This window comes from Paenibacillus pseudetheri (assembly GCF_924513355.1).
GTDB lineage: Bacteria > Bacillota > Bacilli > Paenibacillales > Paenibacillaceae > Paenibacillus_AQ > Paenibacillus_AQ pseudetheri.
This window is the reverse complement of record NZ_CAKMAB010000044.1, coordinates 1-26387: the sequence shown is the minus strand read 5'-3', so window position 1 is coordinate 26387 and position 26387 is coordinate 1. Positions and strand designations below refer to the sequence as shown.

Annotated in this window: 23 protein-coding genes, 1 rRNA gene, 1 other RNA gene and 1 riboswitch; of the genes, 19 read left to right on the top strand and 6 right to left on the bottom strand. The window is 45.1% G+C overall.

The features are described 5' to 3' along the window. Positions 1–321 precede the first annotated feature (321 nt). The 3 genes from L1028_RS26335 to L1028_RS26325 all read right to left on the bottom strand — a co-directional run bounded on the left by L1028_RS26335 (position 322) and on the right by L1028_RS26325 (position 4005). Positions 322–750, bottom strand: coding sequence for a C40 family peptidase (locus L1028_RS26335; RefSeq protein ID WP_234540955.1), 429 nt, complete (start codon positions 748–750; stop codon positions 322–324). 53 nt (positions 751–803) lie between these two features. Next, positions 804–942: riboswitch (cyclic di-AMP (ydaO/yuaA leader) on the bottom strand. A gap of 214 nt (positions 943–1156) precedes the next feature. After that, positions 1157–1987 carry a hypothetical protein gene (locus L1028_RS26330; protein WP_234540932.1) on the bottom strand — a complete coding sequence of 277 codons (831 nt, stop codon included), beginning with the start codon at positions 1985–1987 and terminating at the stop codon, positions 1157–1159. An 11-nt stretch (positions 1988–1998) separates the two neighbouring features. Next, a complete protein-coding gene (locus L1028_RS26325) occupies positions 1999–4005 on the bottom strand; it encodes a M1 family metallopeptidase (RefSeq protein ID WP_234540931.1) in 2007 nt (668 codons plus the stop codon). A gap of 103 nt (positions 4006–4108) precedes the next feature. On the opposite strand from L1028_RS26325, the gene L1028_RS26320 reads away from it, so the two are divergent. Beyond that, on the top strand, positions 4109–4615 hold the full coding sequence (locus L1028_RS26320) for a YwhD family protein (RefSeq protein ID WP_042183958.1): 507 nt from the start codon (positions 4109–4111) through the stop codon (positions 4613–4615). Between the two features lie 101 nt (positions 4616–4716). Here the strand turns inward: L1028_RS26320 and L1028_RS26315 are convergent, their stop codons facing one another. Both L1028_RS26315 and L1028_RS26310 read right to left on the bottom strand, forming a co-directional pair. Further along, positions 4717–5190 carry an AbrB/MazE/SpoVT family DNA-binding domain-containing protein gene (locus tag L1028_RS26315; protein WP_234540930.1) on the bottom strand — a complete coding sequence of 158 codons (474 nt, stop codon included), beginning with the start codon at positions 5188–5190 and terminating at the stop codon, positions 4717–4719. A 203-nt stretch (positions 5191–5393) separates the two neighbouring features. Further along, positions 5394–7454, bottom strand: coding sequence for a transglycosylase domain-containing protein (locus L1028_RS26310; protein ID WP_234540929.1), 2061 nt, complete (start codon positions 7452–7454; stop codon positions 5394–5396). A 224-nt stretch (positions 7455–7678) separates the two neighbouring features. Here L1028_RS26310 and L1028_RS26305 point away from each other — a divergent pair, with 224 nt between their 5' ends. The 3 genes from L1028_RS26305 (at position 7679) to argS (ending at position 11315) form a co-directional block, all read left to right on the top strand. Then, positions 7679–8863, top strand: a complete 1185-nt coding sequence (locus L1028_RS26305; protein ID WP_234540928.1) for a WD40/YVTN/BNR-like repeat-containing protein — start codon at positions 7679–7681, stop codon at positions 8861–8863. Positions 8864–9189: 326 nt separating this feature from the next. Beyond that, positions 9190–9633, top strand: coding sequence for a YwiB family protein (locus tag L1028_RS26300; RefSeq protein ID WP_234540927.1), 444 nt, complete (start codon positions 9190–9192; stop codon positions 9631–9633). Then, positions 9630–11315 (top strand): arginine--tRNA ligase, encoded by a 1686-nt coding sequence (gene argS, locus L1028_RS26295; RefSeq protein WP_234540926.1) that lies wholly within the window; start codon positions 9630–9632, stop codon positions 11313–11315. Before L1028_RS26300 ends, argS begins: the two co-directional genes overlap by 4 nt. Positions 11316–11443: 128 nt before the next feature. On the opposite strand, the gene L1028_RS26290 is transcribed toward argS, so the two are convergent. Then, a complete protein-coding gene (locus tag L1028_RS26290; RefSeq protein ID WP_234540924.1) occupies positions 11444–12613 on the bottom strand; it encodes a S8 family peptidase in 1170 nt (389 codons plus the stop codon). Between the two features lie 459 nt (positions 12614–13072). On the opposite strand from L1028_RS26290, the gene rpoE reads away from it, so the two are divergent. The 15 genes from rpoE to L1028_RS26215 form a co-directional block, all read left to right on the top strand. Next, on the top strand, positions 13073–13624 hold the full coding sequence (gene rpoE / locus L1028_RS26285; RefSeq protein WP_042183972.1) for a DNA-directed RNA polymerase subunit delta: 552 nt from the start codon (positions 13073–13075) through the stop codon (positions 13622–13624). 326 nt (positions 13625–13950) lie between these two features. Further along, on the top strand, positions 13951–15558 hold the full coding sequence (locus L1028_RS26280) for a CTP synthase (RefSeq protein ID WP_234540922.1): 1608 nt from the start codon (positions 13951–13953) through the stop codon (positions 15556–15558). A gap of 369 nt (positions 15559–15927) precedes the next feature. Continuing rightward, positions 15928–16314 carry a response regulator gene (locus L1028_RS26275; RefSeq protein WP_042123230.1) on the top strand — a complete coding sequence of 129 codons (387 nt, stop codon included), beginning with the start codon at positions 15928–15930 and terminating at the stop codon, positions 16312–16314. 207 nt (positions 16315–16521) lie between these two features. Beyond that, on the top strand, positions 16522–17376 hold the full coding sequence (gene fba, locus L1028_RS26270; protein ID WP_234540920.1) for a class II fructose-1,6-bisphosphate aldolase: 855 nt from the start codon (positions 16522–16524) through the stop codon (positions 17374–17376). Positions 17377–17563: 187 nt separating this feature from the next. Further along, positions 17564–18817 carry a UDP-N-acetylglucosamine 1-carboxyvinyltransferase gene (locus L1028_RS26265; RefSeq protein WP_060623903.1) on the top strand — a complete coding sequence of 418 codons (1254 nt, stop codon included), beginning with the start codon at positions 17564–17566 and terminating at the stop codon, positions 18815–18817. A gap of 163 nt (positions 18818–18980) precedes the next feature. Then, the gene (gene rho, locus L1028_RS26260; RefSeq protein WP_042123234.1) at positions 18981–20333 is read left to right on the top strand and encodes a transcription termination factor Rho; all 1353 of its coding nucleotides are present in this window, start codon (positions 18981–18983) and stop codon (positions 20331–20333) included. 25 nt (positions 20334–20358) lie between these two features. Continuing rightward, positions 20359–21636 (top strand): radical SAM family protein, encoded by a 1278-nt coding sequence (locus tag L1028_RS26255; protein WP_234540918.1) that lies wholly within the window; start codon positions 20359–20361, stop codon positions 21634–21636. Between the two features lie 131 nt (positions 21637–21767). Next, complete coding sequence (gene rpmE, locus L1028_RS26250) at positions 21768–21965, top strand: 50S ribosomal protein L31 (protein ID WP_042123239.1); 198 nt, start codon at positions 21768–21770, stop codon at positions 21963–21965. A gap of 116 nt (positions 21966–22081) precedes the next feature. Then, an RNA gene (ffs, locus tag L1028_RS26245) (signal recognition particle sRNA large type) lies at positions 22082–22349 on the top strand. Between the two features lie 137 nt (positions 22350–22486). After that, positions 22487–24262: a DNA polymerase III subunit gamma/tau gene (gene dnaX / locus L1028_RS26240; RefSeq protein WP_234540916.1), complete on the top strand. Its 1776-nt coding sequence runs from the start codon at positions 22487–22489 to the stop codon at positions 24260–24262. A 47-nt stretch (positions 24263–24309) separates the two neighbouring features. Then, positions 24310–24621, top strand: a complete 312-nt coding sequence (locus L1028_RS26235) for a YbaB/EbfC family nucleoid-associated protein (RefSeq protein WP_042183982.1) — start codon at positions 24310–24312, stop codon at positions 24619–24621. Positions 24622–24660: 39 nt separating this feature from the next. Continuing rightward, the gene (gene recR / locus L1028_RS26230) at positions 24661–25260 is read left to right on the top strand and encodes a recombination mediator RecR (RefSeq protein WP_042123249.1); all 600 of its coding nucleotides are present in this window, start codon (positions 24661–24663) and stop codon (positions 25258–25260) included. A gap of 135 nt (positions 25261–25395) precedes the next feature. Beyond that, complete coding sequence (locus tag L1028_RS26225; RefSeq protein ID WP_234540915.1) at positions 25396–25647, top strand: DUF2508 family protein; 252 nt, start codon at positions 25396–25398, stop codon at positions 25645–25647. A 41-nt stretch (positions 25648–25688) separates the two neighbouring features. Further along, positions 25689–25946 carry a pro-sigmaK processing inhibitor BofA family protein gene (locus L1028_RS26220; protein WP_423803094.1) on the top strand — a complete coding sequence of 86 codons (258 nt, stop codon included), beginning with the start codon at positions 25689–25691 and terminating at the stop codon, positions 25944–25946. Between the two features lie 344 nt (positions 25947–26290). Next, positions 26291–26387: ribosomal RNA gene (locus tag L1028_RS26215) — 16S ribosomal RNA — on the top strand; the annotation flags it as partial.

Here is a 26387-nt window from a genome sequence, read left to right as displayed (position 1 = left end):
TGTAAATAACAACTTAATGATTACAAAAATGTTACTAAAATCTTACTGCAGTTATTGTAACAAACAGAGTGCCGCTTGGCAATCGTTTTTAACATAATCATGCAAAAAAATTCGTTTTTTTAAAGACAAAATGCATATGTAAGCGATAATATTAAACTAATTTTTGTATTTATTGAAATTTTTATCAAATAAAAGTGTTTAAAGTCCGTTCTAGTGGTGTAAAGAATATAGTAAGGCAAGAGAAAACCTGGATTCGATTAAGTCAATAATCAAACCCAGGTCTATATAATGTAATTGTGAGGTTATAGTTGTGGGGAAGTATTAATCGTAGGCTACAGCTTGATATGAGGAAGTACTCATTACTCTTTTAGCACCAACGTAGCGATTGGCCCAGTAGGACTGGCTAAGTGAAGTGATGGTCACGCCATATGAAGATGATGATTGTGCGAATTTTCCGTTTCCAACATAAATGCCGACATGGGATACGCCGTTGCCCAATGTGTTAAAGAAAACCAGGTCACCTGAACGCAATTTGCTTTTGGCAACAGGAGTTCCGACATTATATTGAGCTTTTGAAGTACGGGGCAAAGAAAGACCCACCTTCTTGTATACATACGTAGTGAATCCAGAACAGTCAAACCCGGCAGTGCTAGTGCCTCCGGTTTTATAGGCAACTCCAACAGTCTTTGAAATAACACTGTCCATCTTAGAGTCTGCAAAGGCACTTCCTCCACCAATAGAGAACGCCATCACAAGTCCTAGCGCCGCAGCGACGCATGCTTTTCTTAAGTTCTTCAAAAAATTTGTACCCCTTCCAATGCCTGTGAGGTTAGCTTAAGGATTCGGTAGAAGGTTCCCCTATGATCACTGCAAAGCGAGATCAATTCACCCAAAATATGGTTCCCCCACTTCCCGGTGCAAGGAATTCGGCGTTTTATGCACCAGACAGTGACTTATCGACAAGACTACGACAAATACATGAAGTTATGTAGAAATCGTTTCAAATGATTACAAACTTGTTACCAATGGAACAGGATTTATTGTAACAAAGTCTTTACGATTTTGCAAATCCTCATAATTTGTCTATAACGCGAAAGAGTCCCAGCTCCTGATTCAGGAACCGGGACTCTTATATTATGTTCTGTAATGCTTCAAATTATTGTGGAAATGCTTTACTGCGCCATAGATGATATTGAGCTGAAATTCCCCACATTTTGAAGAGTGTTGAGGGCAGTGATGAAAGTTGACGAATAAGAAGTGCTGGTAGGCCAGGACAGTAGATACCCGTTACTCCGCACACTAGCAAAAGGACCAGGCCTGCTGCACCAAGTATGATTGAAATGCCTATTGCTGGAATCAGCGACTTCAAGCAAATGAATAAGGAGGAGAACATCCCCGTGCCGCTGGTATAACCAAACTGCATATATAGAAGGAACAGGCGCACGATAAAGATGTATATAAGCCATGCCAATACGTATGGAACTAGATGAAGTAACAAAGAGTAGTTCAGAAAGGAGGATAAGAATAGCCCGTACATTTTTGGAGCAAGCCAGTATAACGGAAGTAGACCCAGCACCCATTCGATTAGACTGAAGATAAACACTGGAAAGCCATAAAGCTTCATACCGGGAAAAAAGAACAGGCCACGCTCTCCTTTTCGCTCCTGATGGAGTTCATGCAGTAATCCTGCTCTTATGAAGGGGGAGAGTAGCAGTCGTAAGACAACAAGCCCTAGGAACATCCATAACCAAGTACGTATCGTAGGATCTGTGTCCAAGCTGAACTGGCCTTCGACATAATAGAGTAGTCTGCCCATACCGCTGCCTCCAGCGTCTTTATCTGGATAGCGCAGTAGAATTGGAACGATAGCAGACCGGATGAAGCCGTACATAAAGTAGCCCCAGAGCAGTCGGTAGATGAAGAGCAGAATCAGAATATAAAATTGCTCCTTCATGCTTTGCCAGCCGCGGGTTATCGATGTTCTCACAATCATTCACCTCACCAGACAAGAGTTCCGAGCACGGTTTCAACTAGTTTAGTTACACTTAATGTCCAGCGGGAGAGCGTTTTAGGCTCTATTTCCGCCAGTCTGAAGTTATTAAGATGTTTGTTTTCTAAAAGAACGGTATGCTCAGGATCAACCTCAGCAGAGAGAAGAAGCTTATCGCTTAACAATTGGAATGTAGCCTCTGTTCCTTCACCGCTCCAAACCCGCTCTGTAGCAGAGCCATCGGCGAATGTGAATTTAATGGGAACGTCAACGTAATGGCTTCCTTTGTTTGTAATCTTCACTATGGATTCGTAGCTCTGAGCATCGCTGTTGCCATTCTTTTTCATCGTAATCGTATCTACTGAAAAATCAGGAGCACCACCACCATAAATATAATCTTCGAAATAAGGCTGCCACGATTTTTTGGTTACCTTCTCAACGACTTTTTGAAAATCAGACGTAGTGGGGTGCTGGAAACGGAATTTACGTGCGTAAGTGGACATGATGCTATTCATTGCTTTAGTGCCTACTTGGCGTTCAATATCCTTGAGTACTAGCTTTCCGCGAATATACACATTTCGGCTATAGGATTCTGCCCCGGCATATTTCCATGTCTCTAAATTTAGCGGCTCTGATTTGGTCACCAAGCTGGACTGAAGTGGGAGATTCGTTTTGATGCCATATTCTTGCTCCATGAGTCTGTCTTCAGCATAAGAAGTGAAGCTTTCGTCTAGCCAGGCCTCCTCGAATTCATTGCTGGCTACCATACCGTAGAAGTATTGATGGCCAATTTCATGAACGACGGTTCTTTCAAGTGAGGTGTCAGGAGAAGAGTCTTTGGCTCCAAACGCTGTAATGAGTGTAGGATATTCCATTCCACCAGCCCCATTGCCCTCCTTAGGCGGAACGATAATAGACAGAGTCGAGTAGGGATAAGGACCATACCATTTGCTGAAGTAGGTTAGAGCAGCCTTCGCGGCCTGAAGGTATCGCTCCTTTAAGTCTTTGTGCAATGGATCGAGATACACCTTAATCCGTACACCAGGCACTTCTGGCGTAGAGAAGGCTTCTTCGGCTACTGTAAAATCAGGGGATGCCGCCCAAGCAAAGTCATGGACATCGTCAGCGTAGAACTGATATATTTTTTGATCTTGCTTCAGCTTGGCATTCTTCACAGGAAATCCGGTCGCAGCTACCATATAGTCGGAAGGAACCGCAATCGTTACATTAAAGATACCAAAATCGCTGTAAAACTCAGAGGTGCCGTGATATTGATGCAAATCCCAGCCCTCTTCCTTAACCCCACGTGTTCCCATAGGCTCGTATGCACTAAGCTTAGGGAACCATTGCCCAGCCATCACGAAATTGCCTGATGCGCCCATACGGGCAAATATTTTGGGGAGCTGGACCTCATACTGGAGTCTAAGCGTGACGCTTTCTCCACCATTAACTGGCTGTGGGAGATGTACCTTTAGGAGTGTCTTATCGTTGACGTTACCATCATCGGGTTGTACAAATTGCACTCTTTGCATTAGTGATGTTCCTTCTGATGTGCGCAAATCGGTTAAAGTCATACTTCCAAAGCCGTTCTCTGGCATGGTGTCATCTCTGAGCGTTCCTCCGGACTCCTTCATAAAGGTAGTATCTGGTGAAGAAAAGGCATTTGGATACATATGAAAATATAGATCACTTACCGGTTTTGCACCGGGGTGTGTCCAGGTTACCGTCTCAGAAGCGATTAAGGTTTCTGTATCAGGAATAAGCTGAACATTAATGTGATACTCGGCAACTCTTTGACTTAATGCCTCTTTTGCTGGAACGGGGGCGCTATCAGGCAGTGTCTGCTGTGGTGCAGCCGCAGGAGCTGTGCCGTTTGAGGACTTGGCCTCTTTTGAAACAAAGCTAGTAACAGAAGATGTAGAGTTCTCCCCCGAATAGACCCATATGCCTCCTAATAGCACGAGGGTGGCCAGGGTCGCAAAGATGATGATGTACCTTAATGACAGTGACTTCATAGTGTGATTCCTCCCGTGACAAGCATCTACGGGATGTATATGTTTGCAATCGCCGCATTATTAGCTAAAATTAAATTATTCGTAAGAGGAAGGGTGTGCACTCGTGGACAACATACAACCGGAGGGCAAGAAACAGATTGCCTTAAATATTGTGAATGCCAAAAGTAAACATAAAGGCTTTGGAGCAGGCTCTATAGAGCTCAATAACGTATCACCTGTCATTATTGATGGCGGTGAAGCAGTCATTGATATCGGTGCCATGCATGCCAAGAGTAAGGTTGAAAAGGGTATTAAATTCTCCATGAACCGTGAAGATGTACCTAATGGTAGACAGGTTTGGGTGGTATGGGTAGCAGTGGACCGTACACAGGATAGTCAATTCTATGGTGGAATAACAGCCTGTGAAATGTGGATCGATACGGAAGCGCGTCGCGGATGGAAAATTCTCGCCGAGCATGTCAATAAGTTGGATGCTGCTCTAAAACGCAAAATCGATGTGGGAGGGCTTGGCGCAGTTGAAAAAGCTGCCCTCAAATCCCTCTTGATCTCTCATAATGAGGCATGGTGGACTGCGTCCTCCGATGAGCTTAAGGCTGCATTGACTGAGTAGAAACGAATCACCCGGTCAAGATTACCTGATACAGAAAAAAGGCTGCGACATCCTGAAATAGGAGAGTCGAAGCCTTTTTGAATTGAACACAATGAATTAGTTTACAATTTGCCTGCCGTACTAAGTTTGCGTTTGAGTTGACTTACTCTGGCTTGACTGATCCCAAGAATTTCAGCAAGCTCTTTCTGATTGGCATATGGATGTTCTTCTATGGCCCGCTCCAGGCGTTGGCACATATCCTCTGTCTTCGTCTTCCGGATCGTGCTGCTGTGCTCTGACACTTCGCCTGCAAAATCTTGGCGCGCCTCAGGCACTTGAGACATGCGTTCAGGATCGGCAATTTCTTTTAGACAGCTACTGCAAATAAATTGCTCTTTATAGTAGGTGACATGGTCGTGGCTTCTGCAAAACGTACATTCTGTCGAGGTGTACTTCCTGAGTATGATGGTGTTATCGTTTAATATAAAAAATTCGATAGGATCACCAATGTCGATATTACGAGTCATACGGATTTCTGCGGGAACCACAATTCTCCCAAGACTGTCTAAACTCCGGATCATGCCTGTATCCTTCATCCCATGTCCCTCATTTACATCTTTATATTTTGGTTGCTACTAACTATTATAGCAGTAATTGTGAGTTAAGAGAATGGGGTGAATACAATTAATGAAGCGGTTACATCCTTTGTGGGAGAAGTGAAAATCGAGTTTTATCCATCCTATCGATTCTACAATAAATAAGTAATAATAAAGAAAAACCTCTCCATTTAATGAAGAGGTTAATTCAACCACCAGCGTTTAATATTGTTCCACAGGGAACGGCTTTCTTCAGCAGGATCTACTTTGCTTTGTGCATCATCGACAGCGGGAGCTTTGCCATGTTGATCACAGTATTCGGTAGGCTCAGTTCCACTAATGAAAGTCTCCAGTTCTTTTTCGGGACAGTCTGCTGTAGCTAGCTTGCCGGACTGGGGATTGATGTATACACTGACTACACCATCTGGAATGGGAAAAATCTTAGGTGGGATATTTTCCAGCGCTTTTTCAGTAAACTCCGCAAAAATTGGAGCTGCCCGTCGACCATCGGTAGTTGTGATGTCGCGCCCCTTGTCATATCCAACCCAAACTGCAGTGGATAGCTCAGGGGTGAAGCCTACCATCCAGCCGTCTGTATCTGTAGTTCCCGTCTTGCCGGCTACCGGACGTTTGATTATAGAAGCTACGCGATTTCCTGTCCCCCCATTCTCAAATACCCCCTCCATTAAACGGGTTAATACATAGGCGGCAGAAGGCTCTACAATGGCTTCGCCCTTTGGCTGTGGTGCTTCATACAGTACCATACCATTGGAATCCGTTATTTTCAGAATGGCTGTGGTTGGCATTTTCTGACCACTGTTTCCAATAACAGTGAATGCCGCAGCCATTTCTAGCGGACTGATCGGTGAGGTGCCGAGTGCCAGTGACGGCACGCTTTGAAGCGGACTGTCAATGCCCATCTTGGCTGCCATCTCGCTCACTTTATCCGCGCCGATCTTCATGATCGTATTCACAGCATAGATATTGTCGGATGCTGCAATGGCTTGTCGCATATTGATTTCGCCCAGATACTTATCCCCGAAGTTCCGAGGCTGATAGGTTTTACGATTGTTATCATAATGGAACATCGTTGGCTGGCTTTTGAAAACGGAAAGACCAGTCATCTCTTTAGAAGAGAGTGCTGCTAAATACATGATCGGCTTAAAGGAAGAGCCAGGCTGACGTGTAGTGGCTAGAGCATGATTGTATTGGTTGGTACGATAATTTTTTCCGCCGACCATTGCTTTAATGTAGCCAGTGCGAGGATCGATGGAAACAAGAGCGGTCTCCAGATCACTCTTTTGATCCATCTCTTTGTCGACTGCTTGTTCTGCGGCATGCTGCATGTCAGGGTCAAGGGTAGTGTAAACATTTAGTCCCCCTTGTTCCAGCTCATCACTGCTGATGTGAAGAGATTCTGTGGCCAGATTGCGGATATAATCTTTGAAATAGGGTGCAACCACAGTGGTATCTTTCTGGCCTTGTGGTTTTAAGTTCAAGTCCTCCTGAACAGCCTGCCCCGCTTCTTCTTGTGTGATTTCTCCTAGATTAGCCATGACAGTCAAAATAATTTTTTGGCGTTTTTTAGCGTTGTCTAAATGATTATAAGGTGAATAATAGGTTGGTCCTTTTGGAATCCCAGCTAGCATGGTACTCTCTGCCAAGTCTAAATCTGCCGCAGATTTACCAAAATACATTTGAGAGGCTGCTTCAATGCCATAGGCACCATGACCATAGTAGATGTTATTTAAATACATGTTCAAAATTTCATCTTTGCTGTATTTCATCTCGAGCTGCATCGTATACAAGGCTTCTTTAGCTTTGCGCGTCCATGTCTTCTCGTGTGATAGATAAAGATTTCTCGCGAGCTGCTGAGTTAGCGTGCTAGCCCCTTGCGTTCGGTTTCCCTCTTCCAGATTGACGAGCACGGCCCGGGCCATTCCCTTCATATCAAATCCGGAATGCTCGTAAAACTTACGGTCCTCGACGGCTAGCGTGGCTTCAATGAGCAGGGGAGAAATTTGACTTAGTTTGACCGGTTCACGGCTACGCCCGTCTGAGGTAAAGGTGGCAAGAATATTGCCCCTGGAGTCTAGTAGCTTGGAGCGCACATCGTCCCCAATGGGGGGGAGATCTTTTTGGTATAGGTAACCGAGCAGAGCTCCCGTAGTCAGTAGAAACAATATAATCATGGCTACCAGCAGCCGGAATAAACGGCGGAAGCGGCTTTTTCGTTTGGGTGGACTCGTTGATTCACGTGACATGGCACCAGACTCCCTTCTCCTTGTATTATGGGAAAGGAACTGGAAGGATATTCATTGTATAACTAGGTGATCTGTTAAAGGGACTATCGCCGGAGGAGATTTAAATAGGAGATGACAAACTGTTTCCATTTTGTGACTATTCAATGGTGGATTATGCGTGCTTCAGGAGGTATAAAAGAGTAGAGATTGAAAGCGAGGGTATATATACAATAGGAGGTGTCACTATGAACTGGACGAAAAAGATTCACAGAACGACAATAACCGCCCTTTCGGCGACGCTAATAATGGTTTCAGGATGGGGTGCATCAGCTTCTTCTGTACATGCTGCGGCATCGGCCACACCAGCGGCTTGCGGCACTGGAGATCATGGGCTACTACAGTCTCTGCAAAACAAGCATTCAGGAGACGTATCCACACCGCTTACCTTTTCTGATGTTCAGTTTTTGAATGGGGATATCGGACGGGCAGCAGGCAATGGATTTATGATTGGCACTTCTAATGGAGGCTGCAATTTTCAAGAAATTTATGAAGGCCAATGGAGCTTTAAACAGATTGATTTTCCCGATAACGTGCATGGTTTTGCCCTTGCTTCTGTAGAAGACGGTCAAGCTCAATATTTAATCAGCACCTCTAATGGTGGTTCAGAATGGAAAAGACTTTCGAATAAAGCTGTTAGTTTTGAAAGAATCGATTTTATCGACAGTAAGACTGGTTTCGGGTATAACAGGGCATCAACGTATTACACCAAGGACGGGGGACTTAGCTGGAGTAAGATTTCAACCCCATCCAATACACATGGTGCTTATTTCAGTGATCGTAATACCGGCTGGGCCGTTGTAACTGTGCCTGGAACCAGCTACCGGGTAATGAAGACCGCAGATGGTGGTAAAACTTGGAGTTTATCGTTAAAAGTAGCCTTTACCGATCCAGAGTATGGGCAAATCACTTCAAAGGGAGATCAAGTTGATGTGGTTCTCTTTGGCGGCTCAGGGATGAGTCAAACCTCATATTCCCTATATACAAGTACGAATAAGGGGAAAAGCTGGAATAGAGTGATCGCCCAGGAAACTGCTGGGGGTGGACCTTCTCCGGGTAGTGGAAAAGCTGTAGTAAATAAGGGGCCTGCGTCTGGCAGACCGGGAAATTTGGAGCTGATAGGGAACAATACGACCTTCTTGGTGGGTTATTCCGACGCAGCAGAAAAAGTAGCGGTAGGACGCACATATAACGGTGGCAAGCAGTGGACCAATCTTCCGGCGATTGCTGGGTATGAAGGAGTAATCTCGTTCACTAGTAATAAAGAAGGCTGGTTAGCCGTTCGCGAACGCGATTATTCATCGTTATATGTAACTAAAGATGGCGGTGCTTCTTGGCAACTTAGATTTTCGTTGAAAATTTTGTCCTTGTAATGAGCGGGTTAGTAAAGGTAGTGAGTATGGCGTTTAGTTTTCTAAACGGTTCCTAAGGGAACTGTTTTTTTGTGATTATGAAGTTGGTTGCACTTGTGTACAGTTTTACTACATGTTCCAAGTGTGCTTTTATTCATCAATATGGTAAAATTTTATGAGCTAAGCTAGATCTAATGGATTCTGAGATTGAAATGCTTCTTTGAACTGGATATAGTGTACAATGGGAAAGCGAATAGGCCTTTGAATGAATATAAAAATGTTTAAGTTTTACGACAGGCGTTTTTCTTATGCAGAATGCAGAGGCTTGCAGAATGGAGGAACGTGTGATGCCCGAAATACAGTCTAACAAATATGACGTCTCTATTACGCTCGTGAGCCTTCAAGATGGTCAGCGGAATGTTATGAAAGCGAATGGAGAGGTAGTATCCAAAGGACCGCATCTATATATTCAATATGAAGAGTTAGAGCAAGGCCCTCGAGGAGAGGAAATTTCTGTTCGTACAACAATAAAGATTGCAGGCAATCAGCTAAAGCTAATCCGCCACGGTGGGATACAGTCGGAACAGAGCTTTCAATCCGGACGGCGTCTGCCGGGATTCTATCGTTCACCATATACACAGTTTAATCTTTCTACAGTAACGAACAAGCTGGACGTGGTGCGCGAAGGGCGCTCCCTAACGGTTGCATGGGAATATGATTTGTACGTATACGAGGAATTGTCAGGAAAGTTTGCTATTAGTTTGCATATACAGGAGGAACCGAAATTATGACACAGAGAAAGAATCCGTTGGAGCTAGTGAATGAACGGGTAAAAGAAGCCATTGCCGATGCAATTGTGAATGCAGGAATTGTTGCACCGGAAGAGGTTCCGGATATCGTATTGGAAGTACCAAGAGATAAGGCACATGGTGATTTGGCTACGAACGCTGCTATGCAGCTGACCAAAATCGCAAAACGTAACCCACGCCAGATTGCTGAGGCAATTATAGAACATTTGGATACTAGCAGCGCTTCTATTGAAAAAGCTGAGATTGCCGGACCAGGCTTTATTAACTTTACGTTGTCCAAGAATTATTTGTACCCAGTTATTAGCCTTGTTGCTGAGCAGGGTGATGATTATGGCCGTATTAACGTCGGTCAAGGTCAGAAGGTTGAAATGGAGTTCGTCAGCGCTAATCCAACGGGTAGCCTTCATTTAGGACATGCTCGTGGTGCTGCTGTCGGCGATGCGCTTTGCAACGTACTCGATTATGCAGGCTATCAGGTGACTAGGGAATATTATATTAATGATGCCGGTAACCAAGTAGTCAACCTGTGTAAATCCATTGAAACTCGTTACCTGCAGGAGCTGGGCCAAGAAGCAGAAATGCCTGAAGACGGTTACCATGGCGAGGATATTAAGGGATTTGCTAAAGAGCTTGTGGCTGAAAAGGGAGATACACTACTCGAAATGAGCCCAAGTGACCGCGCAGCTTTTTTCCGGACCTATGGACTTAATAAAGAGCTCGAAAAAATCAAACGCGATCTGGGACTATTCCGCGTAAACTTCGATATCTGGTTCAGTGAGACTTCGCTGTACGAGAACGGAGAAGTGTTACGCTCGCTAGACGAGCTTCGTGATCGTGGAGAAGTTTATGAGCAGGATGGGGCAACCTGGCTGCAAACGACTAAGTATGGCGATGATAAAGACCGCGTTCTGATTAAGAACGACGGCACATACACCTACCTTACACCGGACATTGCTTATCACAGCGATAAGTATGGTCGTGGTTACGATAAAATGATTAACATTTGGGGTGCGGATCATCATGGCTATATTCCGCGGATGAAAGCGGCGATGTCAGCACTTGGCAATGATCCTGAGAAGCTAGTGGTTCTGATTGCTCAGATGGTCAGCCTGTTCCAGAATGGTGAAAAGGTTAAAATGTCGAAGCGTACCGGCAAAGCGGTTACGATGGAAGATTTGATGGAGGAAGTAGGAATCGATGCGATTCGTTATTTCTTCACCATGCGTAGTATGGATTCCCATCTCGATTTCGATATGGATTTGGCGATCTCTACTTCTAATGAGAACCCTGTATTCTACGTTCAATATGCGCATGCGCGTATCTGCAGCATCTTCCGTCAGGCAGAGGAGCAAGGGATCTCCATTCCTGACTACGCTGAAATTGACTTCTCCAAGCTGACAGCAGTGCATGAATATGACCTGCTTCGCAAAATTGGTGAGCTCCCAGCAGAAATTGCTGTTGCGGCTGAAGGTTATGCTCCACATCGCCTCATCCGTTATGTATATGAGCTGGCTGCGATGTTCCACAGTTATTACAAAGCCGAACGTGTAATCACTGAGGATGCCGCTCAAACCGTGGCACGTCTTGCGCTGCTTGGTGCTGCGCGTACCACCATTGCTAATGTCCTGCGTCTTGTAGGTGTTTCTGCACCGGATCGCATGTAATTGAGGCATCAAACGACAAAAAATCCGCTTTCCGGTTCCCTCGGAGGCGGATTTTATTTTGTGCCGTTCTTCGCACCGGCACAAGCTGCGCTCACGTCAGAGTGACCCACCCGGCTCCCGGGCAGGGTCTATACGTTCGCGGAGACCGCCCGCTTGGCCCTCACTCCTGCTTTCAGCAGGCGTAGGGCATCGGCAGCGCCGCCGCCAAGGGATGCGCGTCGCTGCCCCTTGCGCAGCCGCACCGGGGACGCGGTGCGGCGTAAGAGCAGCTTCAGCTCCCTTGGCGAGATACCCGGTCGCAGCGCGAGCAGTAGTGCAGCGGCTCCCGTAATATGCGAGGTCGCCATGGAGGTGCCGCTCATCTCTTTGTAGCCCTCCTTCAGCCAACAGGAGGGCACGCCTTCGCCCGGGCCATATACATCGATATAAGAACCGCGGTTGCTGAAGCCAGCAACACGATGTCTTTTGTCGATGGCGCCCACGGCAATCGTCTCAGGATATCGTGCCGGATAGTCCCCCCCACGTTTGCCATCATTCCCGGAGGAGGCAATGATAGCGATTCCGGCCCGGTACGCTTTTATAACCACATTGTGAAGTGCTTTGCTTCTGGTTTTCATTCCGAAGCTCATATTGATGATATCGATTCTGTTCTGTACACACCAATCAATGCCCAGCACAATATCCGATACATAGGCGGAGCCGCTATGATCAAAGGCCTTAACTGGGTATAACAGCGCTCGCGGTGCTACTCCCATCATACCGCGTGTTCCTCCTGCCGCAGCTAGAGTGCCGGCGATGTGAGTCCCGTGTCCATTATCATCTAGCGGCAACATTCCGCGGTGTAGTAGGTTGACCCCGGAGGCTAATGAATGCTTCAAATCGGGATGACGGTAATCAGCACCTGTGTCGATTACGCCGATTTTGACGTGAACTCCGGTTGATTTGGACCATGCCTGAGGAGCATGAATCGCTTTTACTCCCCAAGGGAGTGTGGCGGTACCGCTCTTTTCGTTAGCTATGGAATGGATTTGTATTTGTAGATCCTCTTCGACATTTAGGAGATCTGCAAATCGGTTCATTAGTTTTCCAGCTCCGGCTGCAGGCACAAAGAAGGCCCGGATCAGCGGAGATACCTGCACTTGCCGCAGCTCAGGCTGCTTCGCTTTCAGCGCTTTCCATTGTGTAAATGCTCCGGCATACTGGCGGGGATCATTGAAGGTAAGAATACGCCGCTCACCATTGTTGGGGGCAACCGATATTTCTTCAAGAAGCATGTGCCAAAATTTGTGATAGTCCATAGGTTTCGCTGTCCCCTCCTCGGTGCCCTGCTGCCATATTGTATGAGTGGAAGAGGGGGTCCGAATGGGAACTTGCCCTTTTTTAACGAAATGGGCTGCCCATCGTGTCAAAAGACGGCGCTTTACATAAAATAGACAGAAGAGATTAACACTCTCTTTGTAACATCACGTAAGGAGCCGATCCTTGGCGTGGATACAGTCATGCGCGGAGGATTTCCTCCGCCTTTTTTAAATTTAGAAGGAAGTATAAGTTTCACTTGGGTACATATGTTTTGGCTTTATCCTTCTTTAAGATGGAGACAGGTTTCTGCTATGGATAACAGCCTGAAGGCTCTTTCTGTTAGCTGATAGCGCTTTTGACTTGCAATTTGTTGTCAAATAGGTTTTACTTAGTTTTGTTAATGGATATTATTGAAATAAAACGTAATGTGAACAATGCGTGAGAGGAAGTGTCCTTTAGTGAGTACGCCACTCAATTTAAAGTTAGACCCTGAGAAAGTTAAAGAAATGCCAATGGTGGATCTTGCCTTTCTGGTACTTAAAGCAGCCAATACGCCGTATTATTACCGTGATCTGATGGTCGAGGTAGCCAAGCTGCGCGGCATGACCGATCAACAAAGCCAAGATACTATTGCCCAGTTATATACCGAGATTAACATTGATGGGCGTTTTGCCTGTGTCGGAACCAACCTTTGGGGATTGAAACGCTGGTATCCTCTAGAGCGCTCTGATGATCCGGTTGGTAACACCAAACGCGTGCGTATCATCAACGATGAAGACGATGATTTGGAAGACGACGACTTTGCTGAAGAAGAAGAAAACTACGCTGCCGAAGAAGAGGATTTCGACGCTATCGATGAAGATCGCGACGACCTCTATTCCGACGACGACAGCGAAGAAGAAGTCGACGAAGATGTCGTGATCGATGAAGATGACATAGACGAAGATGACTCAGATGAAGATGATGCAGAAGATGACTCAGATGAAGACGATGCAGAAGCTGACAAGTAAGATAAATAATTTCAAAGAGTCTTGCTAATGGTATAATTCCTCCCTTGACAGTGGGGGATCGTCAGAGTAAACTATTGCATGGGCTTATCATGTAAGTTAATAAACGCGTTTTTTAAAATAAAAAGTGCCCCGGTTCTACGGGTGTCACTTTTTTGTTTTTTTAGATGCAAAGTAGCTGTAGTTTTATGTAATTCGCGGGACGACGCCAAGTGTTTTCCCCAGTGAATCAAACTTTTGATTTCCCCTGTTTTGATGATAGTAAAACGGGTTACGATAAACACCATGCGCCGCTTTTATGTCTGGACTTTATTTAGGAGGGTTTTACAGTGACAAAGTATATTTTTGTAACGGGTGGCGTTGTGTCTTCCCTGGGCAAGGGCATTACTGCCGCTTCGCTGGGCAGGCTGCTCAAAAACAGAGGTCTAAAGGTAACGATTCAGAAATTTGATCCGTATCTTAACGTAGACCCTGGAACGATGAGTCCTTATCAGCACGGTGAAGTATTCGTAACAGATGACGGTGCGGAGACTGACCTTGACCTTGGACATTATGAACGGTTTATCGATATTAATCTGTCAAAGAACAACAATGTGACGACAGGTAAGATCTATTCATCCGTAATCAGCAAGGAACGTCGTGGAGAGTATTTGGGCGGAACTGTACAAGTTATCCCACACATTACGAATGAGATCAAAGAACGCGTGTTCCGCGCAGGCCGGGAGACCAACTCTGATGTTGTAATCACAGAGATTGGTGGAACCGTAGGTGATATTGAGAGTCTTCCGTTCCTGGAAGCCATTCGCCAGATCAAGAGTGATATCGGACGGGAAAATGTGATGTATATCCACGTAACCTTGATTCCTTATATCAAGGCTGCTGGAGAAGTGAAGACAAAGCCGACACAACACAGTGTTAAAGAGCTGCGCAGTATCGGTATTCAACCGAATGTCATCGTGTGCCGTACGGAATATGAGCTTTCCGCAGATATGAAAGCGAAGATTGCACTCTTTTGCGATATTGATGCTAATGCTGTTGTGGAATGCCGCGATGCTTCAACGTTGTATGAAGTTCCATTGAATCTTCGTGATGAAGGATTGGACGAGATTGTTGTTAATCATTTGAAGCTTACAACACCTGCGCCAGATATGCGTGAATGGGAAAGTATGCTTGAGCGGATTCAGAAGCTAGAGAAAACAGTGGAAATTGCGATTGTTGGTAAGTATGTAGCCCTGCACGACGCTTATTTGAGCGTTGTTGAGTCACTTTCACACGCAGGTTTTGCTTCCAATGCAGAAGTGAAAATTCGCTGGGTCAATGCAGAGGAAATCACAGATGAAAATGTGGACGAAATGCTGCGCGGTGTTGGCGGTATTCTAGTTCCTGGTGGTTTCGGTGATCGGGGAATTGAAGGTAAAATCTCTGCGATTCGTTATGCCCGTGAGAAATTGATACCTTTCTTCGGAATTTGTCTAGGTATGCAAGTTTCCGTAATCGAATATGGCCGCTCTATTCTAGGTCTACAAGGTGCGAATAGCTCCGAAATCGATCCGAACACACCATATCCTCTGATCGATCTGCTTCCTGAGCAGAAGGATATTGAAGATATGGGTGGTACTATGCGTCTTGGTTTGTATCCTTGTAAGATTGCTGAGGGTTCCTTGGCAATGTCTTGCTACGATGATGAACTGGTGTACGAGCGTCACCGTCATCGGTATGAGTTCAACAATACGTACCGTGATGAGATTGAAAAAGCAGGTCTGGTTATTTCCGGAACCTCTCCAGATGGCCGTTTAGTTGAGATTGTAGAGCTTCCAGGACATCCTTGGTTCTTGTCGGTTCAATTTCATCCGGAATTCACTTCACGTCCGAACCGTCCACAACCGTTGTTCCGTGATTTCGTCAAAGCTTCTTTGACTCATTCCGAACAGCAGTAATTTTGTAAACATTATCGGAACCTACGGGTTCTTAATCAAATCTGAGGAGTCTCCTAGTTGGAGGCTCTTTTTTTTAATATTTGAAAGTATAACTTGTTCACCTATCCTTTATGTCTAGTATTTCACGCTTAAACGCCTACCGTCCTTATAAGGACGCCGAAGGCGTTTGTACCTGTTTGTCCATTTTGAAGAGCTTCTTAAATGACATCACAGTAATTCAGACTCTTTATTTACCCATTTTATCCAATTAGAAGGATTTAGGCTGTGAAGCACGAATAATAGGTTTCGTATGGGTTAGTTTCTGAAGGGGCCGTTAGCTGTGGAGAGCGCGGTATAGTCAATCTGGCTTAATCTCTGGGAGGGTATTATATGGAAAAAAAGAAAGTGTTAATTGTCGATGATCAGAATGGGATTCGGATTCTTCTTATGGAAGTGTTCAATAGCGAAGGATATACGACATTTCAAGCAGCTAACGGAAAATTGGCCTTAGACATTGTTCGCAGTGAGTCTCCTGACTTGGTTTTGCTCGATATGAAAATACCGGGAATGGATGGACTCGAGATTTTGAAGCATCTGAAAGAGCTAAATCCGTCCATTAAAGTCATTATGATGACCGCTTATGGAGAGCTGGATATGATTAAGGAAGCAACCAAGCTGGGCGCATTGATGCATTTCACAAAGCCATTTGACATCGATGAAATGCGGGTAGCGGTCAATATGCATCTTCATAATAAGTCAGTAGATCAATGCAGTTAAAGTGATATTTTCTGTATCGATCCTATTTGGTTATGGTGATTATAACAGGTTGAGTCTAATTGCCATACAGGCTGGATAAAAATCGTCCCACCGGGACATTTTTTTGTTTATCCTATTTAGTATTTGACTCAGGTTGTGTTATAATAAGCCTGTATGTGATGTCGGTTTAAAAACATAGCCAACCAACATTCTTAGGAGGATGAAACCATGCCATTAGTATCTATGACAGACATGTTGAAGAAAGCACTTGAAGGAAAATACGCAGTAGGTCAGTACAACATTAACAACTTGGAGTGGACACAAGCTATTCTTGGTGCCGCTGAACAAGAGAAATCACCAGTAATCCTTGGTGTATCCGAAGGCGCAGCACGTCACATGGGCGGCTTCACTACTGTTGTTAAGATGGTAGAAGGTCTAATTATCGATATGAATATCACAGTTCCTGTAGCGATCCACCTTGACCATGGATCTAGCTTTGATAAATGTAAAGCAGCAATTGATGCTGGATTTACATCCGTAATGATCGACGGTTCCCACCACCCAATCGATGAGAACATTGATATGACTAAAAAAGTCGTTGAATATGCTCACGCTAAAGGTGTTTCTGTAGAAGCAGAAGTAGGTACTGTTGGTGGACAAGAAGACGACGTTATCGGCGGCATCATGTATGCTAAGCTTGATGAGTGCGTACGTATTGTTAAAGAAACAGGTATCGACACTTTGGCTCCTGCACTAGGTTCCGTTCATGGACCTTACCATGGCGAGCCTAACCTCGGATTTAAAGAAATGGAAGAAATCCGCGACGCTACTAACATCCCAATGGTTCTTCATGGCGGTACAGGTATTCCTGAACATGACATCAAGAAAGCTATCTCCTTGGGTACTTCCAAAATCAACGTAAACACTGAGAACCAAATCGTGTTCGCAAAAGTTGTTCGCGAAGTTCTAGCTGCTAAACCTGATGCTTACGATCCACGTACATTCATCGCACCAGGTCGCGATGCGATCAAAGAAACCGTTATCGGTAAAATCCGCGAATTTGGATCCAATAACAAAGCCTAATCATTGTTAGCTTCCGCCACAGGTGGACAAGCAATTTGTAAAGGGCAGGGTGTAGCTCTGCCCAGTTGAATAGTTTGATGAGGAAAGCACACCGCTTAGCCGGTGTCTTTCCATTTTCATCACTAAAAGTCCACAGCACGTATTGCCCACACAGCTGCAATACACGTAGGGGGAAATTGATAAATCTATGGAAAAATTAATGATTGGCGGTGGACGTCCGCTAGAGGGCGTTGTAACCATCAGTGGAGCAAAGAATAGTGCTATTGCACTTATTCCTGCGGCGATTTTGGCCGAATCTGAAGTTGTTCTTGATAATTTACCGTCCCTTAGTGATGTAGCCGTTTACTCCGAAATCTTGCAAGAGCTTGGCGCAAGTGTATCTTGGTCAGGCAACCAGATGAAAATTGATCCTTCGCGTATTGTTTCTATACCTATGCCTAATGGTCCGGTTAAGAAACTTCGAGCTTCGTATTATATGATGGGAGCTCTACTTGGAAGATTCAAAGAGGCGACAATAGGTCTGCCCGGTGGTTGTAACTTCGAACCTCGTCCAATCGATCAGCATATCAAAGGATTCGAGGCACTGGGAGCAACAGTTACCAATGAACATGGTTCTATCCACTTATATGCAAAAGAGCTACGCGGTGCGAAGATTTATTTAGATGTATCAAGCGTAGGTGCCACTATTAACATCATGCTGGCGGCTTCACGTGCCAAAGGCTCCACAATTATTGAAAATGCGGCTAAAGAGCCTGAGATTATAGATGTAGCAACCCTATTGAACTCTATGGGCGCTGTTATTAAAGGCGCTGGTACAGAAACCATCAGAATCGAAGGGGTATCGGAGATGCACGGTTGCCGTCACTCCATTATTCCCGATCGGATTCAAGCAGGAACTTATATGATTGCCGCTGCGGCTACGCGTGGTAATGTGTTGATAGATAACGTTATTCCTAAGCACTTGGAAGCTTTAACGGCCAAGCTTTTAGAGATGGGCGTTGATATTGAAGAGCTTGACGAAAGTATTCGCGTTATAGGTAGAGCTAAATATGAGCACGCAGATGTCAAAGCGTTGACCTATCCTGGCTTTCCTACAGATTTACAATCTCCTATGACAAGTATGTTAACGCAGGCGGAAGGCGTTAGTGTGCTTAGCGATTTCGTCTACAGCAACCGTTTTAAACATGTGCCAGAATTGGTACGAATGGGCGCGAAAATACGCGTTGAAGGTCGTTCTGCAATTATTGAGGGCGGTAAACTTAACGCTGCAAAGGTGAAAGCGACCGATTTACGGGCAGGCGCTGCTCTTGTTATTGCTGGATTGACGGTAGGGGATGGGATCACCGAGGTGACCGGCGTAGAATATATTGACCGTGGTTATGATAATTTAGTGAGCAACCTTCGACAACTTGGTGCTCATGTTTGGCGTGAGAACGAATAAAATTAGGATATCCCGTTTGGAAGGAGGTTTATTTGCTTATTTACCGCATATATCCTTCCAAATTGGGTATTAATATCCTAATGGGCATTTTAATAGACTCATCATTTTGCCTAGTAGATAGACTAGGGCGAACTCATTTAAAAATTGAATAGGTGGTTATTACATGGATCTTCAAATTTCCGATTTGGAAGAAATGAAGCTGACCGAGTTGTATAAGCTGGCCAAGAAATACCAGATCCCGTATTACGGACAGCTGAAGAAACGGGAACTGATCTTTGCGATCCTTCGGGCACAGGCAGAGCAAAGCGGTCTTATGTTTATGGAAGGCGTACTGGAAATTCTACCCGAGGGCTATGGATTTCTAAGGCCGATTAACTATTTGCCTAGCGCTGAAGATATTTATATCTCAGCCTCACAGATTCGGAAGTTTGATCTCAGAAGCGGAGATCTTGTGTCTGGGAAATGCCGGACACCGAAAGAAAATGAACGATATTTTGGACTGCTTCAAGTCAATGCCGTTAATGGTGAGAACCCTGCTAGCGCAGCGGAGCGACTACATTTTCCGGCATTAACACCACTTTATCCGCAAGACAAGCTACCACTTGAAACATCCCCTACTCATTTGTCTACCCGAATAATGGATTTGCTCGCTCCTGTAGGTTTGGGGCAGCGGGGTTTGATTGTAGCACCTCCTAAAGCAGGAAAAACGCTCCTCTTGAAAGAAATTGCCAATAGTATTTCCACTAATAATCCTGAGATTGAACTCTTTGTATTGCTAATAGATGAGCGTCCCGAAGAAGTAACCGATATGCAGCGTTCAGTAAAAGGCGAAGTGGTTGCGTCGACGTTTGATGAGCTTCCAGAGAATCATATTAAGGTGGCCGAACTTGTGTTGCAAAGGGCTCTTCGTTTAGTTGAGCACAAGAAGGATGTAGTTATTCTTTTAGATAGCATTACCCGTCTTGCACGTGCGTATAATCTTGTGGTTCCACCATCTGGACGCACACTTAGTGGGGGGATTGACCCAGCAGCCTTTCATCGGCCGAAGCGGTTTTTTGGCTCTGCACGGAATGTGGAAGAGGGCGGTTCACTGACTATTTTAGCAACTGCTTTAATTGATACCGGATCACGCATGGATGATATTATTTATGAAGAGTTTAAGGGTACTGGTAATATGGAGCTTCATTTGGACCGCAAATTGGCGGAACGCCGTATTTTCCCTGCTATTGATATTCGTCGTTCAGGTACACGTCGTGAAGAAGTACTCTTGAGCAAAGAAGAGCTTGATACGATCTGGGCGATTCGCAAAAACATGAATGAATCCTACGATTTTGTGGAGGGATTCATCAAAAAGCTGCGTGATACAAAGACTAATGCTGAGTTCTTAGCATCATTTGACGTTGCGGGAGCTAAACAATCGCCAAATGGAACTGCAAGTAGCGGAGGAACTTCCAACAGTGGTACGGCTGCTCGTCGCACAACACGGGCGAAGACTTCATCAGTACCTACAACTTGAGAATTGATAATTAGAGGAGACTAACATGTATTTGGTATATGCCGACGGGCAAGGAAACGTATATGATCATCCTGAACTGTACGGGCTAGCCCGTAGCGGAGATATGATCGTTGAAATGTTGGAGGAAGAATTGATCCCGCTGCCTGAAGGCGCTACTCTTGTGGGCTTGCCAAGTACGCGGGCGGTGGGCATGGATCCTGAGACCGGCGAAATGATGTCGCTGCCAGATGGCTCACAGGCTGTAGGCGCACTGCTGCCTCAGGGCTATACTCGCTTGTGTCTTCCTGGGTATGTGAAGACAGATAAGTCTTATAAGCTTCCTCTGTTTGGGTATTCAGCTGTAGTGTGGAAGGATGGCGGGTTCTATGTTGCGGCGGACCCGACCGATAATCCGGAGAAGTGGAATCCACTGAACTGTGATAAACAGGATCTTGAGGTAAGTGTTGGCGAGTTGACCGCCAAATATCCTGAAAACCGTCTCTATGAGCATCTTTCTAACTGTGCGCTTGGTTATGAATGCCTCACTTCCTCCAACACCTTCTTAGGGCGTTGGGAGGGCGGTGTACCTGTCTCATATTCATGTAATGCTGGATGTTTTGGCTGTATTTCTGAGCAGCCTGATGATAGTGGTTTTGTGTCACCGCAGACTCGGATGAATTTCCGACCAACGGTCAATGAAATTTCACAAGTTATGTTGGAGCACTTGAAGACGCCTGAATCGATTATCAGTTTTGGACAAGGCTGTGAAGGGGAACCTTCTACGCAGGCAAAACTTATTATAGAAGCAATTCGTGAAGTGCGCTCGATTACAGATATGGGCTATATCAACATCAACACCAATGCCGGATTAAGCGATCATATGCGAGGGATCGTTGATGCTGGGCTGGATTTGATGCGTGTCAGCACGATTAGTGCTCTAGATGATCATTACAATGCTTATTACAAACCACGTGGCTACACATTGGCTAATGTAGAGAAGTCTTTGAAATATGCTGCCTCGCAGGGTGTTTACACATCGATCAACTACCTGATTTTCCCTGGAGTAACTGATCGCGAAGAAGAGATTGAGGCGATGGTGGAGTTTGTAAGACGTACGGATCTGAAGCTTATTCAGATGCGTAATCTGAACATTGATCCAGAGAGTTATCTGGAGTTAATTCCTCCTGCTAAGGGTGAAATTCTCGGCATGAAGACGATGCTGGAAATTTTCCGGGACGAATTGCCGGATGTTGTTATTGGTTCTTACACACATGTACCACCAGCAAATATGGCTCGGGTAAAGCAACGGGAACTCAACATTTAATAGAGTAAATGTACCAATGAATTACCAATGAAACATATTGATCAATTGAATTTTTCGTGCTAAAATACCACAGTGTAATCATATAACTCTGGGTCCGCATGAGGCTTAGGGCATGAGAGGTGAAATTCAAAATGCAAGCAGCAATTCAACCAAAGTATAACTTAACTAAGGTAACCTGCGCATGTGGCAACTCTTTCGAAGCTGGCTCTGTTAAACAAGAGCTTCGTGTTGAAATTTGCTCCAGCTGCCATCCTTTCTTCACTGGCAAGCAGAAGTTCCTGGATGCCGGCGGTCGCGTTGATAAATTCAAGAAGAAATACGGTATCTAATTGGAGTAGCCGCTTAGCGGCTTAATGGTTAGATCGAGCCCCCAGCTTTCACGCTGGGGGCTCATTTTATGTCTTGGAGTTGATTTTTGTCCGAGCGTGAGCTATACTTATCTTCGCCGTGCTAGACGGGGAGGTAGCGGTGCCCTGTAACTCGCAATCCGCTGTAGCGAGGTTGAATTCCTGTTAGAGGTGCTATCGATGTGAGGCCTTGGTTCCTACGGGCTGTGTTGACGGTTGGGTCCTCCGCAATGAGTGCTTATGAACCTGGTCAGGTCCGGAAGGAAGCAGCCATAAGTAAGTTACTCTTGTGCCGGAGGGTGGCCTAGCCCGAGCAGTCATGTAGGGTTGCCGCTTGGATCGTAGTCATCAATAACAGGTGCACGGTTTATAATTCTGTTTATAACAGCATCTTTGCCACAAGCAAAGATGCTTTTTGTTTTTGGTCAATAGCCGATGAATATAGTATAATAAATTTGCGACAAATGCCGGGAAAGAGGCAGCCTAAGAGAGGGTAATGCATAGTGGAACATATCGCGCTGTACCGTGCTTGGCGGCCGCAGTCGTTTCAAGACATGGTTGGACAACAGCACATTATCCAAACGCTGCAAAACGCAATTCGTGAACAGCGGGTTTCGCATGCCTATCTGTTCAGTGGTCCGCGGGGAACTGGTAAGACAAGTGCTGCTAAAGTCTTAGCGAAAGCGGTCAATTGTGAACGTGGGCCAGGTCCGGAGCCTTGCAACGAGTGTCCTTCCTGTTTGCGAATCACTGCGGGTAATGTGATGGATGTGCAGGAAATAGACGCGGCATCCAACCGGGGTGTAGAAGAGATTCGCGACCTTCGGGACAAGGTGAAATATGCACCTACCGAGGTGCGCCGTAAAGTGTATATTATTGATGAAGTGCATATGCTGACAACAGAAGCTTTTAATGCGCTATTAAAGACATTAGAAGAGCCGCCGTCACATGCAATGTTCATCCTTGCGACTACGGAGCCTCATAAATTGCCAGCGACGATCATCTCTCGTTGTCAGCGTTTTGACTTCCGCAGAGTAGCTTTGGAAGAGCAGACAGCACATCTAAGCGCTATCTGTGAGAAGGAAGGGATTACAGCCGATGTTAACGCATTGCAGTATATTGCCCGCCTTTCTGATGGGGGTATGCGCGATGCAGTGAGTTTGCTGGATCAGATTTCATCTTTTACAGATGGCAAAGTTACGTACGAACAAGTGCTAGGGATGACCGGAGGGATACCCTCTGAGCAATTTGCACGTCTTGCCACTGCCATATTGGAAGGTGATATGGGTCTTTTGCTGGAGCTTGTTGAACAGCTTATGCATGAAGGTAAAAGTGCTGATAAATGTCTAGAGAATCTTATGTATTATTTCCGTGATTTATTGATGATTAAGATGGTACCCGGGGCCGATCAACTGACGGAGCGAGTGCTTAATCCCGCCGAGTTTAAAGATATGGCCACCGCATTTTCCCGGGATCGTCTGTTTCAGATCGTAGATACACTTAATAAGTACCTGGGTGAAATGAAATATGCTACTCATCCGCAGACTTTGTTTGAAGTCGCGTTGATGAAGCTTTGTAGCTTGCAGCAAGATGAAAGTGAGACCGCATCAGCTGCTCCGTTAGGTGCGTTGCAGGCTGGATCAGGGGTAAATGCTCCTGCAGTCCACTCTGGCGAACTTGATCTGCTCAAGAGACAGATTACTGCGCTGGAGAAAAAGCTGGAACAGGCATTGCAGTCCGGTGGTATTTCCGGAGGTGGGCGAGATGGTGCCTCTTCTGCGAAATCGAATCCGACTCCAAGTTCTGCGCCTAGAATCTCTGCAACCTCCAAAATGCCTCCAAATGTTGATAAGTTTATTGCTGGTAAGGATAGTCCTGATTTTGCAGCTATCTACAAACAGTGGAGTCTTGTCTTGCAAGGGGTAAAAGAGGAGAAGGTAACGGTTCATGCGTGGTTTGTAGACGGAGAACCTGTATCTGTAATGGACGATGCTGTGCTTGTTGCATTTAAGAACACGATTCATCGTGATACAACGGAGAAGCCAGCAAACAGACAGGTCATCGAGAATGTGTTTGCAGCGCGTCTTGGTAAACCTTATAGACTGGTAACTATTATGCAGCGCGATTGGAACGAAGCCGCTCAGAAGTCAGTGGGACAGCCTAGCAAAGAAGAGTTGCGGCTAGAGCATGAACATGATACTGCAGATGCGAAATCTGAACCTTGGATTGATGAGGCTATCCAGCTTTTTGGAGAAGACCTTGTTGTCATAAAAGAGTAATGTAAGCATACTAGCGCAAATTGCGCATTCCAAAGGAGAGACGATGTATGAATAATATGAACCAAATGATGAAGCAAGTTAAGAAAATGCAGGAGCAAATGCTTAAAGCTCAAGAAGAACTAGGTGGCAAGGTTATTGAAGGCTCATCAGGTGGCGGTGTAGTTACAGTTCAAGTGAATGGTCACAAAAAGTTGCTTTCTATCCAAATCAAGCCAGAAGCTGTTGATCCGGAAGATGTTGAAATGCTACAGGATTTAGTAATCACTGCGGTTAATGATGCTTTGACTCAAGCTGAAGACCTTGCGAACAATGATATGGGTAAATTTACTGGTGGAATGAAGATCCCAGGCTTGTTCTAATTCACTCACTCCACTTTCGTCTAAAGGAGAATTATTAATTTGTATTATCCCGAACCGCTAGCCAAGCTGATCGATGCTTTTACGCGCTTGCCCGGGATTGGGCCGAAGACAGCCGCCCGGTTAGCTTTTCATGTGCTTAACATGAAAGAGGATGACGTCATCGATTTTGCTAAAGCGCTAGTAAGCGTCAAGCGTAATCTTCATTATTGCTCCGTCTGCTGTAATATTACGGATACGGACCCCTGTAAGATATGTCAGGACAAAACCAGAGATCCTTCAGTGATCTGTGTGATCCAAGACTCTAAAGATTTGGTGGCAATAGAACGCACCAAAGAGTTTAATGGGTATTATCATGTTCTTCAGGGTGCAATCTCACCTATGGAAGGTATAGGCCCTGATGATATTCGCTTGAAGGAATTATTGACTCGTCTGAGTGATGAAAGAGTAAGTGAGCTTATCATGGCGACCAATCCCAACATTGAGGGTGAGGCAACGGCGATGTATATTTCTCGTCTAGTTCGACCTTTTGAGATTAAAATCACCAGAATAGCCCATGGCTTGCCTGTTGGTGGCGATCTTGAATATGCCGACGAGGTTACCTTGTCCAAAGCGTTGGAAGGTCGTCGTGAGCTATTCTAGTAGCTCTAAAGTCGTGTTTTTCAAAAGGAGGCCCTTGGGCCTCCTTTTTTTGTTCTAAGTTTGTCCCTATCCCGATATGAATGAGAATAACGAGATGTAATTTTGCATCGAAATTATTCTAAGGAGGAATGGGTAATGGGATGGTGGAGCTCATTGTGGCGGGGGACAGACGAAGAACAGGTTAGAAAAGATACGGAGGGCTGGGAAACGTTACTGGAGGTTCGTAAGGCGCAATCGGAGTGGGAGAGAGCGTACCTAATGTTTGATGAAGCGTTGGGTCAAGATCAAATTGATTACGCTATTTATATTTTAGAGGCAGCAGAGCGCAAGTATCAGATACATCTCAAACATGCAAAGAGCATTGGATTAAATAGCAGTCAGATGTAGGCGCTAGTCAAAAGGAAATAGGAGGGATCAACATGCTAAGAATGTTAGCTATAGGAGTACTGGTCATATCGGTTGTGTTGTTAAGTGTAATTGTATTCCGGAAAAAACTTGGCTTTGGATGGCTTAGTCTGTTCGGAGTTCATTTGGTACTGGCTGCGCTCGCAATATATGTTGTCAATTTCTCGGGTTTGATCACACAAGTTCATATTCCATTAAATCCGGCAACCATAGGCGCAGTAACGGTTCTTGGTCTTCCGGGAGTGGTAATGTTAATAGGATTAAGAATAATTTTGTTTTAATGCTTGACGTAGGTTTGAAAAATATGATACATTAAGTCTCGCCCCTTTGGACAAGATGTTGATTAACAACTTGCTGAAACGGTAAGCGAAAAAAAGAAATTAAAAAAACGCTTGACGAAAACAAAGGTGCTGTGATATATTATAAAGGTCGCTGCTGACAAGCAACGACAACGAAAGATGAGACATTGATCTTTGAAAACTGAACAACGAGTGAGTAGGAAATCACGAGAGTGAAATCCAAAATTGATGAGTTTCACAGCGTATTTTACGCTTTTGAAATTTCATCGTGAGAATTAATTTTCTCGTCAGATGTTTCAAATTGAGCATATCGCTCTTTTCAATACTAATTGGAGAGTTTGATCCTGGCTCAGGACGAACGCTGGCGGCGTGCCTAATACATGCAAGTCGAGCGGAGTTACTTTGAAAGCTTGCTTTCAAAGT